This window comes from Bradyrhizobium sp. CSA112 (assembly GCF_029051645.1).
Classification (GTDB): domain Bacteria; phylum Pseudomonadota; class Alphaproteobacteria; order Rhizobiales; family Xanthobacteraceae; genus Bradyrhizobium.
The window spans coordinates 13,063-28,042 of record NZ_JAACFS010000049.1 but is presented as its reverse complement, the minus strand read 5'-3'; the positions used below and the strand labels follow the sequence as shown (position 1 = coordinate 28,042).

The following is a 14,980-nucleotide window of genomic DNA, read 5'->3' as shown; positions in this document are numbered from 1 at the left end:
CTTGCCTTCGCAGATCAGTTCTGCAACCACTTCGATTTGCAGATGATGCGCTGCTTGAGGTCGATAGGGGTCGGTCCGAGGGGCCAGGCGCCCTTTGAAAGTCATGAGCTCCGAAGAGACGAAGGTCGAGCGAGAAGAAGATATCGGAGCTGACTTCATGCCAGAACTGCCGCCGACGATGTGTAGGAAATGTCGTTGATCGCGTAAGTCGTTGCATGTCGCGCTCCGCCTCTGCTGTCGACTGGATTGCTATCCTCTCGAGCGAGCCCAACCGCTGGCTTGAGACCGTTGCTGTGTGGCAGGTTCGATAGCCATTTGCAACGGGCCACTAATTTTCAACGCCGCAAATTGTCGCTAACGAGCTCGAGCGAGAATGGCGTCAAGCCGAGAGGAGCCTAATATTAGACTCGCGAGAGACAGCTGAAATATGGGTGCAGATATAACGGACGTAGGACGCTTTTGCGAATCCGCGCTTACGATGAATGAGGGTCGGTTCTCACGAAGGATTGGGGGTAACCGGATTGATGCGAAGAGGGGATGAGAAGACGCTTTAACTGAATTTAGGGGCGCCTGGATCTTTCGTGGTCTCAGGCCGAGGACTCATGCAGGACGCCTCTTCTAACAATATCTGCCGCATCCAGATGCTTGCCGGATCACTATTGTGAAAAGCGGGCCATTGGACGGCCTCGGTAAACGCGGGAAGTGACCGCGTAAGTTCGACGATCTGCAGGGGCATCGTGTTTTCGAAATGCTTAACCAGCCTTGAGGGCATCATACCTATGCGGCCAGTGTCCAATAGTACCGGCGGGATCATGTTAAAGCTCTGCACGACGACCTCGATGCGTCTCTTGAGGCCATGCTTGAGTAAGAACCATTCTTCAATGGAGGGCTTTCGCGTAAGCCCAAACTTGACCGCAACGTGTCCCATGGACATGTATCTCTCGAATGTAAGCTGCGCTGGTAGCTGCTTGTTCGTGCGGCATCCGACGCATACGAGGCTCTCCTCGAACAATGCCGCCTTAGGGTGTGCACTCGACATGAACAATTCCGGCAAGATAAGAAAATCGACTTCACCGCGCCGGAGAAGCTCATCGGTCGCATCGGCGAGTGGCAGCAATTCGAAACTGACGGCGGGAGCTTCCCGTGCGACACGATCCACGACCTTTCGAAAAAATACGATTGTCATGAAATCGGACAGGAGGATCCGGAAGCGGCGATCCGATTTGGCAGGGTTGAACACATCCTGGGATATAATGGAGAGCTGGATGTGCAGCAGAGCCTTGCGAATAGGGGCGGCGAGCCCTTCGGCACGCGGTGTTGGGACAAGTTCCCGGCCTCTCATCGTAAATAGTTCGTCGCGGAAATAGGCGCGTAGCCGTGCGACGGCGGCGCTCATGGCTGGCTGGCTCAGCTTGATGCTGCGTGCCGCCGCGGTGAGGTTACGCTCGGTCATCAGAGCATCGAGCGCAACAAGAAGATTTAGATCAAGGCCCTTAAAAGGCATATCTTCTCCCGTTGAAAGCCTTTGCGTTGTAAACATTGAGCAACAACGGTTACTTCTATGAAGGTCCCAGTCGCCCCCGCCCGAGCTAGGCTCGTTTTGGGATACCGCGCGATCGCACAGAAGGCTCTCGTACTCGGTCGCAAGCATGTTGGTTGCGCAACGGAGCATGCGAGCGGGCGTGGAAGTCGCCCGCGGTCTTGAAGTAGGGCCTTTGGTGCGCTCAGCAATCGCTCGCAGCACCACATCGATCACTATGAACCGTTGAGAGTAGGGCGCAGTTGCGCACCATTACGCCAATAGCGCCGCAGATGCGCTATCGACGCCCCCGCGTGGCTTAGCGTTGGTCGTCGTTTGTAAGCCTACAACCTGACGCGGTGTGCGATTCAAGCAATTTCATTTGTGTAGCTGAACTCATTTCATCCGACAAAATGCATCTCTCGCATTATCTGAGCCGCGTCGCCGACACCGGTGCCAAATGCAACCCGCCGCAATCGCGGAAAGCCATTCCGCTGCGCTCTCTGCCTAGTTCCAAGAACATCTTGCGGCGGGCCTGCCAGGTGGCGGGCGCGAGAAGCAAGATCAAATCGCTACTTGATCAAGCGGCAAATCAAGTGCGCCATTCGGGCGTGCTGCGGCTGACATCGAGTTGCAGGGGTTCTTCTGCATGTAGAATATGGCGTACGTGCCTCTTGCAGTGCGGGCCTCTGAGACATTGCGGCACAACGACATCGGCCCGAGCGACCACATCCTGAAGCATCTGGATTGATGTCGAGAGCAGGTGTTAAGACGCCTTGAGTAAAAACCTAGCAGCGCCTGCGATTTCTGGGGGTCTCGCGCGGAGAAGCCATGCGGGATGCCTCCTGCAATATTATCCGCCGCATCCAAATGCTTGCCGGATCAGTATTGTGGAGGGCGGGCCATTGGATGGCCTCGGTGAATGCGGGAAGTGGAAGTGGAGTTTCGACGATCAGCAGCGGCATTGTCTTTGCAAAATGCTGGGCCAACCTTGAGGGCATCGTCGCTATACGCTCAGTCTCCGATAGCATCGGCGGGATCATGGTAAAGCCCTGCACAACGACCTCGATGCGCCTCTTAAGACCGTGCTCAAGCAAGAACCATTCCTCAATATTGGGCCTCAGCGCCTGCCCGAACTTCGCTGCAACATGTCCCATTGATATGTATTTGTCGAACGAGAGCTGCCGTGACAGCTGCTTGTTCGTGCGGCAGCCTACGCACACGAGTGTCTCCTCGAACAGTGTCGCTTTAGGATGCGCGCTCGACATGAACAATTCCGGCATGACAAGAAAGTCGACCTCGCCGCGCCGCAGAAGCTCTTCGGGCTCATCGACAAATGGCAGAAATTCGAACCGGATGGCGGGAGCTTCCCGCGCGACACGGTCGACGATCTTTCGAAAAAAAATGACTGTCATGAAATCGGAAAGGAGAATCCTGAAGCGGCGATCCGATTTGGCTGGGTTGAACGTGTCGTGGGAAATAATGGAGAGCTGAATGTGCACCAGAGTCTCGCGAATCGGCGCGGCGAGCCGTTCCGCTCGCGGTGTTGGGACAAGCTCCCGGCCCCTCATCGTAAATAGTTCATCGCGGAAATAGGCGCGTAGCCGGGCGACGGCCGCACTCATGGCCGGCTGGCTCAGGTTGATGCTGCGTGCCGCCGCGGTGAGATTACGCTCGGTCATCAGAGCATCGAGCGCGACGAGAAGATTTAGATCAAGGCCTTTGAAGCGCATAGCGTGGAGTTATCCATCCTTTGGATGAGTTCAATAAAAACAATCGATTTTACCAATTATGCCGAATGGCGGATAGCAAAGCCGTCGGTCGGGACAAACAAAAAATTCAGGCATATCAGGAATGCTTACCAGTCTTTGCCCTGGCTCCGCGAAAAAAGTCTCAGCTGCACCCCGAGCGCCGATCGAAGCGCATGCCCATTGGAGCCAGATTTGTCAACGGGTTGTACAAACTGCATCGCAGTGTCTTGACGCGACAGGCGTGCCGCAGGTCGCGTCGGCGCTCACTACCGGTAAACGTTCGTATAGCTTCTCGAAGCATTTCTATATTGGGCGTTTACCTCTGTAGAATTGATCCAGCCCTCCACTTCGCTCTAACGTCGCAACCAATCAGGAGCTGCCGATTGCAGGCGCCAAATGCCTTTGCGACCCGGCCAAATGTATCCCGTGTCCATAGCAGTCAAATCGTGCGGAAAATGCAGGAGTTAGATCTGGTGCGAATGGCACATGCGCTCGACGTAATCTCCGTCGTGGATAACGATGCATCGGTCCGTGAAGCGCTGACAGGCGTACTCTGTTTGACAGGCGACAATCCCGACCCTTTCCAGTGCGCAGATGAGTTGTTGAAATCCAGCCGTCCTCTCAGCACGTCCTGCTTGATAGCGGATGTTCAGTGGCCCGGAGTGGCCGGGCTCGAGCTATGCCAGACCAGCGTTTTCCATTCCCCGGTGGAGCCATTCATCGATAGTGAACTGCTCGCGTGCACCAAGTCCATCGTCAAATGCCAGACGGTGCATGGGAGACAATCATGAATATTGTCGTATCAAGCTCTACGGCAGATATCTCCATGCGCTCTCCGGTGCGGTGGAGAGTGGCCTGGGAAAATGAAATGCGCCTCGCCGACCATATCGAACTCTCCGACTTCTTCCGAAAGACCTATGGTCCCACCGGGGCATTCAATGCCAAACCATTCGAAGGCCATCGAAGTTGGGCCGGCGCGAGACCTGAGCTCCGTGCAATCGGCTACGACGCACGCGGCGTAGCGGCTCATATCGGCGCGCTACGCCGCTTCATCAAGGTCGGAGACGTCGATCTACTAGTGGCCGAGCTAGGATTGTACGGGGTACGTCCGGATCTTGAAGGACTCGGAATCACCCACTCAATGCGCGTGATGTATCCAGTACTGCAGAAGCTTGGCGTTCCATTCGGTTTCGGTACGGTTCGGCATGCGCTGAAGGAACACCTTACAAGGTTGCTGGCCCGCCGCGGACTGGCGACCATTATCTCTGGGGTTAGCGTGCGGTCCACCCTTCCGGATGTGTATCTGAAGTTATCGCCCACGCGCGTTGAGGACGTGCTTGTCCTGGTTCTGCCGATTGGACGGCCGATCAGCGAGTGGCCGACTGGTACGGTGATTGATCGGAACGGGCCAGAGCTGTGACATACCTCGACCGCTTATGCGAAGCGCGCAGCGAGTACGCTGACCGCACGGAAAGTCGCGGCGTCTATCTGACGTTTGACGACGGTCCCGATCCACTCTGCACGCCGGATGTCCTGGATGTGCTCGCGGAACACCGAGTGCCCGCAACGTTCTTCGTCATCGGCGCGTACGCGGCGGACCAGCCGAAACTAATCCGACGAATGATCGCAGAAGGGCACGAGGTCGCAAACCACACGATGACGCATCCGGACCTGTCCAGATGCAAACTCACGGAAGTGCAGTATGAAATACTAACCGCGAGCAGGGTCATCAAAATGGCCTGCCCCCAGGCCGCTCTGCGGCATATGCGGGCACCTTATGGTATGTGGAGCGAAGAGGTGCTCACTACGTCGGCGAGGGCTGGATTGGCCGCCCTGCACTGGTCGGTAGATCCGCGAGACTGGTCTCGTCCCGGTGTTAACGCGATTGTCGACGCTGTGCTGGCCTCTGTCCGCCCGGGTGCAATCGTGCTCTTACACGATGGATGTCCTCCCGAGGAGTTGGGACGGGCCACTCATGCTCGTGTGCGCGACCAGACCGTCTTGGCACTTTCGCGCCTGATTCCAGCATTGCATGGCCGCGGGTTCTCAATCCGCTCGCTTCCTCAACCTCACTGAACAAATAGACACACCAATGAATCTTCTTGCCACGACCAGCACAGTCGCTATCTCATTGTATGCGCTGCTCTCGACCTTCTATCGAAGCGCGCAGGTGCTTTATGCTCTGCCGACAAACGTATCATCGGCCTCGGACGACGTGGCCGTCTCCGGCGCTTTGCCGAGCGTGGATGTCATGGTCCCCTGCTTCAACGAGGACCCGCGCACGCTATCGGCGTGTCTGAGATCCATTGCAAGCCAAGACTATGCCGGGAAACTGCAGGTCTATGTAGTTGACGACGGTTCCGGAAATCTCGACGCTGTAGCACCCGTTCACGACGCCTACGCTGACGACCCGAGGTTCAGCTTTATTCTGCTGGGCAAGAACGTCGGAAAACGGAAGGCGCAGATCGCCGCGATACGCGGGTCGTCTGGAGATTTGGTGCTCAACGTCGATTCGGACACGATACTCGCCGCCGATGTAGTCACGAAACTTGCACGAAAGATGCAGGATCCAGCGATCGGGGCGGCCATGGGTCAGTTGACGGCGAGCAACCGAAACGACACCTGGTTAACCCGGCTGATCGACATGGAGTACTGGTTGGCTTGCAACGAGGAGCGCGCGGCACAGGCCCGCTTCGGCGCCGTTATGTGCTGCTGCGGCCCATGTGCCATGTACCGCCGTTCCGCGCTCCTTTTGCTGCTAGATCAGTACGAGACGCAGTTTTTTCGGGGAAAGCCAAGCGACTTCGGTGAGGATCGCCACCTCACGATCCTCATGTTGAAAGCAGGTTTTCAAACGGAGTACGTTCCCGACGCCGTCGCGGCAACAGTGGTTCCGGATAGGCTAGGGCCATATTTGCGCCAACAACTGCGTTGGGCGCGGAGCACTTTCCGTGACACCTTCCTTGCGCTGCGCCTGTTGCCCGAACTTGATCGCTATCTCACGCTAGATGTAGTCGGACAGAATCTCGGCCCGCTACTTCTCGCCCTGTCATCGATAGCGGCGCTCGCGCAGCTCGCACTCACAGCCACAGTACCGTGGTGGACAGGACTGATTATCGCATCAATGACCGTGGTTCGCTGCAGCGTCGCAGCATTTCGTGCTCGCGAACTTCGATTTCTCGGCTTTTCTCTGCACACACTCATCAACATCTTTCTCTTACTGCCCGTGAAAGCCTATGCATTGTGTACATTGAGCAACAGCGATTGGCTGTCACGCGAGTCTGCAAAATTACCAAACGAGAGTGAAAGACAGGTCGTCATCCCAAACCCGCTCGCCGGACCAAACGCTGAAGGAGGTTCGGCCATTGCTGGGTCAAATCGCAGGAAGGATCTTTCCCGCCGTTCTTCGAGGTTCGTAACGTCGAACAGTATTTGCAGCGGCGAGTGACTTTGAACGGGTAGGTGCACAAGTCGTGAGCGAGAAAATGAAATATCAATCGTTAGATCTCGAATTGGCGACCGACGATCCGTGGCGGCTCGACGGCAATCCGTTCGAGCGGGAGCGTCACACGCAAATGCTCCGGCTGTCGCTTTCACAAGGGGTTATTACACATGCTCTCGAAGTCGGGTGCGCAGCCGGCGCATTCACAGAAAAGCTGGCACCCCACTGCAAACGGCTCACAGTGGTCGATGTTATGCCGCGAGCGATCGGTCGAGCGTGCCAACGGACGAAGAGGTGGTCGCACATCACGTGGATAGCTTCCGACATTCAACAGTTCTCGACCCCAGAGCTGTTCGATCTGATCGTCGTGGCGGAAGTTCTCTATTACCTCGAAGACATAACTGAGATCCGCGCGGCCATCCGCAATCTGGTGCAGATGCTTGCGCCAGGTGGGCATCTGGTCTTTGGATCGGCGCGTGATGCCGCCTGCACTCGTTGGGGGCACCCTGCTGGTGCCGAGGCGGTCATTACCATGCTCAATGAAACGTTGATCGAGGTCGAGTGCGTACAGTGCCAGGGTGAGTCGGCTAACGAAGACTGCTTGCTCGTCTACTTTCGGAATCCGGTTCGAGTTTCGATTAAATCCAATTGCCGACCTTGAGATGGAGATACTATGCGCATCTGCGGCATCAAGCTGACGCATGACGGGGCGATCGCTCTTGTGGAGGATGGACGGCTGGTCTTTTGCGTCGAGCAGGAGAAACGGGGCAACAATCCGCGGTATCAACCCATCGACAATCTTGACGCAGTTGTTGTCGCTTTGGCGGAGCATGGTCTGGATCCGCAGGATGTTGATCAGTTCGTCATCGACGGCTGGGACGGGGAGGTCGAGTCGCAATTCCAGGTCCTCAGCGGGGTGACACCTATCACTCTCAAAGGGGCGCCGTATGTTGAACGGAATGTCCGCGGCCTTCTCACTTCGCGCGACGGCTTTAACCTGATGCTCGACGGCAGGGTCTTTCCTTATAAAAGCTATCCGCACGTCACAGGCCATGTGGCCTCCGCCTACTGCACGAGCCCTTTTGCCAAAGCCGGACAACCCGCCTTCTGCCTGGTATGGGACGGCTGCATCTTTCCACGTCTCTACTACGTAGAACCCCGCGGCGCGCGGTTCATCGAATGCCTGTTTCCGATCATAGGCCATGCTTACGCTGTCGCGGGCCATCACTTCGGACCTTATAGGCAGGCGAGCCGTACCAGCTGGGATCTAGGTGTTGCCGGCAAGCTGATGGCCTATATCGCGCTCGGGTCTGTTAATGAAGACATCGTGGCGGTGTTTCAGGAGCTCTACGAGGAGCGCTTTGCGGCCGACATGGAGCATGCTCGTCGTCACCGTGCGGAGGTCAATAGCGAGGAGGCCTCACTTGAGGCTATGCACGACTTCTTCGACGCGAGCGCGCTCCGATTGAAGGACAAGCTGCCCGAAGATGTACTTGCATCGTTTCATTGTTTCCTCGAGCGTCTCCTTATACGCCAAATGGCCATTGCTTTGGAGCGGCATTCGTGTTCTCCGGGACCACGCAATTTGTGCATAGCCGGTGGCTGCGGTCTCAATATCAAATGGAACAGTGCACTACGTGCGACCGGCCTGTTCGATGATGTGTGGGTGCCGCCCTTTCCGAATGACAGCGGCTCGGCAATCGGTGCCGCTTGCTCCGCCATGGCGGCGGACAAGGGCTTCGTGCCGCTGCAATGGTCGGTCTACAGTGGCCCGGCCCTGATACGCAGCGATGTGTCGTCCGAATGGAACGCTGTGCCATGTAGTATGCGTGAACTTGCGACCATCCTCTCGAGCAACAAGCCCGTAATTTTCCTCGCCGGTCGCGCGGAGCTTGGACCACGAGCATTGGGTGGCAGAAGCATTCTGGCAGCCGCGACTTCGCCGGCAATGAAGGATCATCTCAACGACATTAAGCTCCGCGAACTCTTTCGGCCAGTCGCGCCGATTTGCCTGGAGGATCGTGCGCCGGAAATTTTCAGCCCCGGGACGCCGGATCCTTACATGCTTTTCGATCACCAGACACGGGCAGAATGGTGGAACAAAGTCCCCGCTATTATACATCTCGACGGATCTGCGCGATTGCAGACCGTTCCCAGAACCTCTCCGCACAAAATCGCGGAGCTCCTCGTCGAATATGAAGAACTCACGGGCATTCCGCTGCTTTGCAATACGAGTGCCAACCACCATGGACGTGGGTTTTTTCCGGATGCCGCAGCAGCCTGCCAGTGGGGACGCGTTGAACACATATGGTGCGATGGCCTGCTGTGGACCAAAACGGTCGTAAGTGAGCGATCGCCGGCCGAACGCCTTCTTTCAGTCTAAGATGAACATATGTCCACCGTAGCAATCGACCTTACCTGCGTAAGGAAGTCGTATGGCGACAAAATCGTCGTCGATGGGCTGTCCTTTGCTGTCGCGTCGGGAGAGTGCTTTGGCCTCCTCGGACCAAACGGGGCGGGAAAAAGCACGATTGCGCGTATGGTTCTCGGCATGGTAGCGCCGGACACCGGCAAGATGACCGTGCTCGGCGAGCCCGTACCGGCGCGTGCCCGCCTGGCACGCGCGCGCATCGGCGTGGTGCCGCAGTTCGACAATCTCGAACTGGAATTCACCGTCCGCGAGAACCTGCTGGTATTTGGGCGCTACTTCAACATGAGCGCACGCGAGGTCGAAGCAGTTGTGCCAGAACTGCTCGAGTTCGCTCGCCTGGAGAGCAAGGCCGATGCTCGCGTCGCCGAACTATCCGGCGGCATGAAGCGGCGGCTGACGCTGGCGCGTGCGCTGATCAACGACCCACATCTGCTGGTGATGGACGAGCCGACCACCGGTCTAGATCCGCACGCGCGCCACCTAATCTGGGAACGCCTGCGATTGCTGCTGGCGCGCGGCAAGACGATTCTCTTGACCACCCACTTCATGGAAGAGGCCGAGCGGTTGTGCGATCGGCTGTGCGTGCTTGAGGCAGGACGCAAGATCGCAGAAGGCGAGCCTCGCGCGTTGATCGATGAGCAGATCGGTTGCCAAGTGATCGAGATCTATGGCGGCAATCCGCACGAGCTATCTTCTCTGATCAGGCCGTATGCGCGGCATATCGAAGTGAGCGGCGAGACGCTTTTTTGCTATGCGCCAGATCCAGAGCAGGTACTCGTGCAGCTGCGCGGGCGCGCAGGTCTACGCCTTCTGCAGCGTCCTGCGAATCTCGAGGATGTCTTTTTGCGGCTGACCGGGCGGGAAATGGAGAGATGAACGATGCGTGAAGGTTACGCTGCCGTCATGCCCGCCAACGCGTACAACTGGGTCGCTGTATGGCGTCGCAACTTTCTGGCGTGGAGGAAAGTCGCGCTTGCATCGGTTCTCGGGAATCTCGCCGATCCCATGACTAATCTGTTTGGCCTCGGCTTTGGCCTTGGAATAATTGTGGGACTCATTGATGGCACTTCATACATCGCGTTTCTGGCTGGTGGGATGGTCGCGACTAGCGCCATGACCGCCGCCACCTTCGAAACAATGTATGCGGCGTTCGCCCGCATGCGTGCTCAGCGCACTTGGGAAGCAATCCTGTGCACACAGCTCACGCTCGGCGACATCGTTCTCGGTGAATTGGCTTGGGCAGCCACCAAAGCCGTTCTGGCCGGAACGGCAATTGCAGTGGTTGCCGCGACCCTGGGCTACGCTGCGTGGGCATCCATCCTCTATTCGATACCAGCAATCGCAATCACTGGCTTCGTCTTCGCGAGCCTAGCGATGGTCGTCGTATCCCTTGCGCCCAGCTACGATTATTTCGTGTTTTACCAGACGCTCGTCGTCACACCCATGGTGTTCCTGTGCGGCGCAGTCTTTCCGGTGAGCCAGATGCCCAGCGCATTTCAGCGCGTGGCAGGTTTATTGCCGCTGGCACATTCGGTCGACCTCATCCGCCCAGTGATGCTTGGGCTCCCGGCCGGCGGCATCGGCCTGCATATCGGTGCACTGTGCATGTACGCGGTGCTGCCGTTCTTCCTCTCGATCGCGCTGTTTCGCCGGCGCCTGATGCGTTAACCCGACATTCCGCAGAAGCGATGAAGAGACGCGATGCAGTACCGCGAATTCGGCAGTCAATTGGGCTTCGTGTCACGATAAATGGAGAATGAGATGTTCTGTCTAGGAGTGAGCGGTGGACTAGACAAAGTCTATGAAGATACACGTGAGCTTTCGAACACATTTCTACACGATGGCGCTGCGGTGCTCGTCCGGGACGGACGCGTGATAGCGGCCGTTGAAGAGGAGCGCCTCAATCGGATTAAGCACTCCAACAAATTCCCAAGCCGTTCGATACAATACTGCCTTGCAGCCGCAGGGATCCAGCTCAGCGATATCGATCGTATCGCGTTCTACGCGACCGAGGCCTATTGCAATGCTATGCTCGAAGGCCTGTTCGGGTCTCAGCCGGACCTCTCCATTCCTTTGGATGCCAAACTGTTGATGCGTGGCTTACTAGCGCAGGAGTTTGGTACCGAGGTCGATCCGTCGCGTGTCTCTTTCGTAAGTCACCATCAGGCGCACGCCGTAAGCGCTTTTGCGATGTCTGGCTTCGAGCAAAGTCTAATCCTCGCGATCGATGGCGGTGGTGATTTTCTCTCCGGTCTCTTAGCTGTGGGGTCTGGAACCGAGGTTACCCAACTCGCGACCTTCCCGGAGAATAATTCCCTAGGGCTATTTTATCTCGAGACGATCCGGTATCTCGGCTACGGCTTATTCGATGAATACAAAGTTATGGGGCTTGCCCCCTACGGGGATCCGGCTCCCCATCGCGAGCTCTTCGAGCAGTTCTACGAACTGTTAGACAACGGTGGCTACCGCGTCTACCTCGACCGAATCGGTCCGACGCTGCGCCGGAGCATCCAGGTCCGAAGAAAGGGAATGCCATTCACGCAGCAGCATCGAGATGTGAGTGCTTCATTGCAGGAAGCCTTGGAGCGGATCGTGTTTCACATTCTCCGGCATCATCGCGAGGCTACCGGTATGAAGCGGTTGTGCCTGGCTGGAGGGGTAGCCCACAACTGCACCATGAACGGTAAGCTGCTGTATTCGGGGCTTTTCGAACACATCTTCGTGCAACCCGCGGCGCATGACGCTGGCTGCGCATTAGGCGCTGCACTAATGATCTCTAACGAGCTGGGCCGGCCCGCGCCACGTGAGCGGCTGCAGGAGGTCTATTGGGGTCCTGATCTCGGGAGCGAGAGCGCCGTGCAGCAGGAACTGGATGCATGGGGTGGACACCTTGACGTCGAACGCAGTAACGACGTGGCAGGTAGCGCAGCCGACTGGATGGCTAACGGCGCCGTGATCGGCTGGGTGCAGGGTCGTTCGGAGTTCGGGCCACGTGCGCTTGGCAATCGCAGCATTCTTGCCGATCCTCGGCCTGCCGCAAACAAGGACCGGATCAACGCGATGGTCAAAAAGCGCGAAGGCTATCGACCGTTCGCGCCATCAGTGCTGGACGAGGATGCGAGCGCATTTTTCGACCTCCCCGACGGTACGCGCGAATTTCCCTTCATGAACTTTGTAGTTCGCGTGCGCGACTCCAAGCGAAGCGCGCTCGGCGCCATAACGCACGTCGACGGCACTGCGCGACTGCAAACAGTATCGCGCAAGACAAATCCCGCCTACTGGGAGGTTATTAATTCGTTCAAGAAGCGGACTGGCATCCCAGTTCTGCTCAATACGTCCTTTAACAACAATGCCGAGCCGATCGTGGATTCGGTTGCAGACGCGATTACCACATTTCTGACGACAGAGCTGGATGGACTTGTGGTCGGACCGTTCCTCGTCAAGAAGAGGGCGGCAACGTTGGAGGATTGGACTGCGCTTGCGGTTTCATTGCCGCCTTATGCGCGCCTCTATCGGGTTCGCGCTTACACAGCGCGAGATCGCCAGGAGACGGTGTGCGAAATCCGTACGGCGCACTCCAGCGGTGACAGTGTGCGTATTTCACAGGATGCGTTCGATCTACTGATGCAGATCGAGGGCGAAGCCGTGCTCGGGGATCTCCTGGATACAATTACTTTCGATCGGGCTAGGCGTGAAGCTGTCGTGAAGGAACTGCGGGGATTATGGGAGCTCCGTCGCCTTCGGCTGCATCCTTCACATGCTGCTCGCGCGCATCAAGACTGCGATCAAATGCTGGAGAAAGCATAACAGCACCACGAATATGGCCGTGTGCATGTCTCCAAATGCGGGGGCAGCTGGGCCCCTGAGGGCGGCATACCCGGTAGCTGGGCTCATGCTTGTAGTCTTGGGCGCTGCGCCATAGCGGCAGCTCAGGACGGCAAGCGCCCCAGCAGCAGAAATTCTATTCGACATGGTCCATGCCAGAAAGGGCTTCGAGGAGCTGTTGCAACAAGGCGGATACGACTGAAATCAGGCATCTCGACGGCAACATTTTCGCGCGGCTCCTCCATGGTAGCGGCATATGAAGTTCTACCAGCCAAGTTGGCTAACATCACGATCGCTGACGACAGCATCGGGCGAGGCCATACGTAGAGTTTCCGTAGCGTCCTTATCCAGGCGGTATTCCCTTAACGAGGAAACACAAATGTTTGTTGGCGGCTCGATGAACGGCCGGTTCATTGTTTCTCGACGACGTACTGGTTTCGGTGATTGCCTGTGGTCCCTGGCGTCAGCCTGGCGCTATGCGCAGCGGACGGGGCGGACTCTAGCCATTGATTGGCGTGGCTCCTGTTACCTCAATCAACCCTTCACGAACGCCTTTCCGGTGTTCTTCGAGCCAATTCAAGACATCGCGGGCGTACGGGTCATCTGCGATGACGAGATCAACCAGCTCTCATTCCCGGGTCCTTTCTTCCCGTCATGGTGGAATAAGCCATCGATCGACTGCGTTTACCGCCCAGATGAACAGATTTTCCGAGAACGTGATGAGCTGAGTGAGCTTTTCCAAGCCGAACAAGATAGTGAAGCCAACACCGTGGTGTGTGATGCTTGTTTGATGTGGCGTTGCGATCAGGATGCCGAACGACAAATATTCCGGAGCATCAAACCAAGGCCCGAAATTCAAGCTCGGATTGACGCCCTATATCAAGAGCACTTTGAAGGGCGCAATATAATCGGGGTTCATGTTCGGCACGGCAACGGCGAAGATATAATGGGTCACACGCCCTACTGGGCCGATGCGGAGCTCGCCTTGCGGCAGGTATGCACTGCCATTGATACGGCCAAAGCGTTACCACATCCAGGACCTGTGAGGGTATTGTTGTGTACGGACAGCGCGCAGGTACTTGACAAGCTGTCGGGTGTGTTTCCCGATCTTTTCACGATCCCAAAACGCTTCCAGGCGGATCAGGCCGGGCCATTACATGGTGCAGCACTGGGAGTCGACGGCGGGATCTCCGCCCTCATCGAGATGTATCTCCTCGGGCGATGCGATACTGTGATTCGCTTTCCGCCGACTAGCGCCTTCACCCGCTATGCCCGCCTCTTCGCGCCACGCGTTATTGAGTTCGATTTAAACGATCCGAGTCGTTTGATCTTGATTGATGAATCCTCCGAACATCTCCTGGCTTTATGAAACTTGCAACCCGCACCCTCGTCGATCATATCGGCGCGCGCTTCGCATTTGCGCAGCATCGCCGTTCGTCCTGTCGGATGTCGTTTTTCGTAAGGTTCAGAAACTGCGACAAAGAACGTCGTCGCACTATCGCGATCGAGCAGCCGATCACGGTTCTTGTAGAACACGGTGGCATCCCATACCGAACCATCGATCGACAGTCCGACAAATTAGCGGAACAAAAGATTGTGGTCGAGCTGCTCGATCAACTGCCGCTCAGATCGCACCGTGTAGAACGCTTCCAGCAGCAGAGCCCGCAAAGAGCCGCTCAGGCGGGATCGACCAACGGCTTCCCGGCTTAAAGGCTCCGGAAGTCTCGCGACACGTCCTTCAGCGCTGCGTCAATCAGTTCGCGGATCGCCCGCAAGGGGAACGCGCTGCTCCAAACCGCTCGTAGCTGAATATGCCTTCCGCCCGCTGATCTTCCCAGCGGATAAAGCCGTACGTTTGCCGCCCGCAACGTCTCGATGGCCGCATCGCTATCACGAATGGCATTCAATCCAGCAGCTCGATCGGTCTCCGACAGCGTGAGCGCCTGTTCCAACTGAGCCGCTATCGAATTCGCCAGGCGCAAATTCTCCTCCATGTTGGGCTCGGCTAGATG

The 14,980-nt window shown here is 57.1% G+C and carries 12 protein-coding genes and 1 pseudogene; 9 read left to right on the top strand and 4 right to left on the bottom strand.

The window, feature by feature from the left end; genetic code table 11:
- Positions 1–550: 550 nt before the first annotated feature.
- Positions 551–1,504: a LysR family transcriptional regulator gene (locus GWE18_RS38610; RefSeq protein WP_275190805.1), complete on the bottom strand. Its 954-nt coding sequence runs from the start codon at positions 1,502–1,504 to the stop codon at positions 551–553.
- An 803-nt stretch (positions 1,505–2,307) separates the two neighbouring features.
- Positions 2,308–3,252: a LysR family transcriptional regulator gene (locus GWE18_RS38605; RefSeq protein ID WP_108521586.1), complete on the bottom strand. Its 945-nt coding sequence runs from the start codon at positions 3,250–3,252 to the stop codon at positions 2,308–2,310.
- Between the two features lie 805 nt (positions 3,253–4,057).
- On the opposite strand from GWE18_RS38605, the gene GWE18_RS38600 reads away from it, so the two are divergent.
- The 9 genes from GWE18_RS38600 to GWE18_RS38560 all read left to right on the top strand — a co-directional run bounded on the left by GWE18_RS38600 (position 4,058) and on the right by GWE18_RS38560 (position 14,337).
- Positions 4,058–4,690, top strand: a complete 633-nt coding sequence (locus GWE18_RS38600) for a NodA family N-acyltransferase (RefSeq protein ID WP_108521582.1) — start codon at positions 4,058–4,060, stop codon at positions 4,688–4,690.
- Positions 4,687–5,346, top strand: coding sequence for a chitooligosaccharide deacetylase NodB (gene nodB / locus GWE18_RS38595; RefSeq protein ID WP_057853261.1), 660 nt, complete (start codon positions 4,687–4,689; stop codon positions 5,344–5,346). The genes GWE18_RS38600 and nodB overlap by 4 nt, the downstream gene beginning before the upstream one ends.
- Before the next feature lie 16 nt (positions 5,347–5,362).
- Positions 5,363–6,718 (top strand): chitooligosaccharide synthase NodC, encoded by a 1,356-nt coding sequence (nodC, locus tag GWE18_RS38590; RefSeq protein ID WP_275190804.1) that lies wholly within the window; start codon positions 5,363–5,365, stop codon positions 6,716–6,718.
- Positions 6,719–6,755: 37 nt separating this feature from the next.
- On the top strand, positions 6,756–7,373 hold the full coding sequence (gene nodS / locus GWE18_RS38585; RefSeq protein ID WP_108521578.1) for a nodulation methyltransferase NodS: 618 nt from the start codon (positions 6,756–6,758) through the stop codon (positions 7,371–7,373).
- 12 nt (positions 7,374–7,385) lie between these two features.
- Complete coding sequence (nodU, locus tag GWE18_RS38580; RefSeq protein WP_275190803.1) at positions 7,386–9,095, top strand: nodulation protein NodU; 1,710 nt, start codon at positions 7,386–7,388, stop codon at positions 9,093–9,095.
- A gap of 9 nt (positions 9,096–9,104) precedes the next feature.
- Complete coding sequence (gene nodI / locus GWE18_RS38575; protein WP_108521574.1) at positions 9,105–10,019, top strand: nodulation factor ABC transporter ATP-binding protein NodI; 915 nt, start codon at positions 9,105–9,107, stop codon at positions 10,017–10,019.
- A 3-nt stretch (positions 10,020–10,022) separates the two neighbouring features.
- On the top strand, positions 10,023–10,811 hold the full coding sequence (locus tag GWE18_RS38570; RefSeq protein WP_057853266.1) for an ABC transporter permease: 789 nt from the start codon (positions 10,023–10,025) through the stop codon (positions 10,809–10,811).
- Between the two features lie 93 nt (positions 10,812–10,904).
- Positions 10,905–12,950, top strand: a complete 2,046-nt coding sequence (locus GWE18_RS38565) for a carbamoyltransferase (RefSeq protein ID WP_275190802.1) — start codon at positions 10,905–10,907, stop codon at positions 12,948–12,950.
- A gap of 397 nt (positions 12,951–13,347) precedes the next feature.
- A complete protein-coding gene (locus GWE18_RS38560) occupies positions 13,348–14,337 on the top strand; it encodes a nodulation protein NodZ (RefSeq protein WP_274542298.1) in 990 nt (329 codons plus the stop codon).
- A gap of 128 nt (positions 14,338–14,465) precedes the next feature.
- On the opposite strand, the pseudogene GWE18_RS38555 reads toward GWE18_RS38560, so the two are convergent.
- A pseudogene (locus GWE18_RS38555) lies at positions 14,466–14,636 on the bottom strand (transposase); the annotation flags it as partial.
- 38 nt (positions 14,637–14,674) lie between these two features.
- Positions 14,675–14,962, bottom strand: coding sequence for a hypothetical protein (locus tag GWE18_RS38550; protein ID WP_275190801.1), 288 nt, complete (start codon positions 14,960–14,962; stop codon positions 14,675–14,677).
- Positions 14,963–14,980 lie beyond the last annotated feature (18 nt).

Coding starts and splice junctions, on each gene's coding strand:
- GWE18_RS38570 (WP_057853266.1), top strand. CDS start 10,023: ATGCGTGAAGGTTACGCTGCCGTCATGCCCGCCAACGCGTACAACTGG.
- nodI (WP_108521574.1), top strand. CDS start 9,105: ATGTCCACCGTAGCAATCGACCTTACCTGCGTAAGGAAGTCGTATGGC.
- GWE18_RS38605 (WP_108521586.1), bottom strand. CDS start 3,252: ATGCGCTTCAAAGGCCTTGATCTAAATCTTCTCGTCGCGCTCGATGCT.
- nodC (WP_275190804.1), top strand. CDS start 5,363: ATGAATCTTCTTGCCACGACCAGCACAGTCGCTATCTCATTGTATGCG.
- GWE18_RS38600 (WP_108521582.1), top strand. CDS start 4,058: ATGAATATTGTCGTATCAAGCTCTACGGCAGATATCTCCATGCGCTCT.
- nodU (WP_275190803.1), top strand. CDS start 7,386: ATGCGCATCTGCGGCATCAAGCTGACGCATGACGGGGCGATCGCTCTT.
- nodS (WP_108521578.1), top strand. CDS start 6,756: ATGAAATATCAATCGTTAGATCTCGAATTGGCGACCGACGATCCGTGG.
- GWE18_RS38550 (WP_275190801.1), bottom strand. CDS start 14,962: ATGGAGGAGAATTTGCGCCTGGCGAATTCGATAGCGGCTCAGTTGGAA.
- GWE18_RS38610 (WP_275190805.1), bottom strand. CDS start 1,504: ATGCCTTTTAAGGGCCTTGATCTAAATCTTCTTGTTGCGCTCGATGCT.
- GWE18_RS38565 (WP_275190802.1), top strand. CDS start 10,905: ATGTTCTGTCTAGGAGTGAGCGGTGGACTAGACAAAGTCTATGAAGAT.
- GWE18_RS38560 (WP_274542298.1), top strand. CDS start 13,348: ATGTTTGTTGGCGGCTCGATGAACGGCCGGTTCATTGTTTCTCGACGA.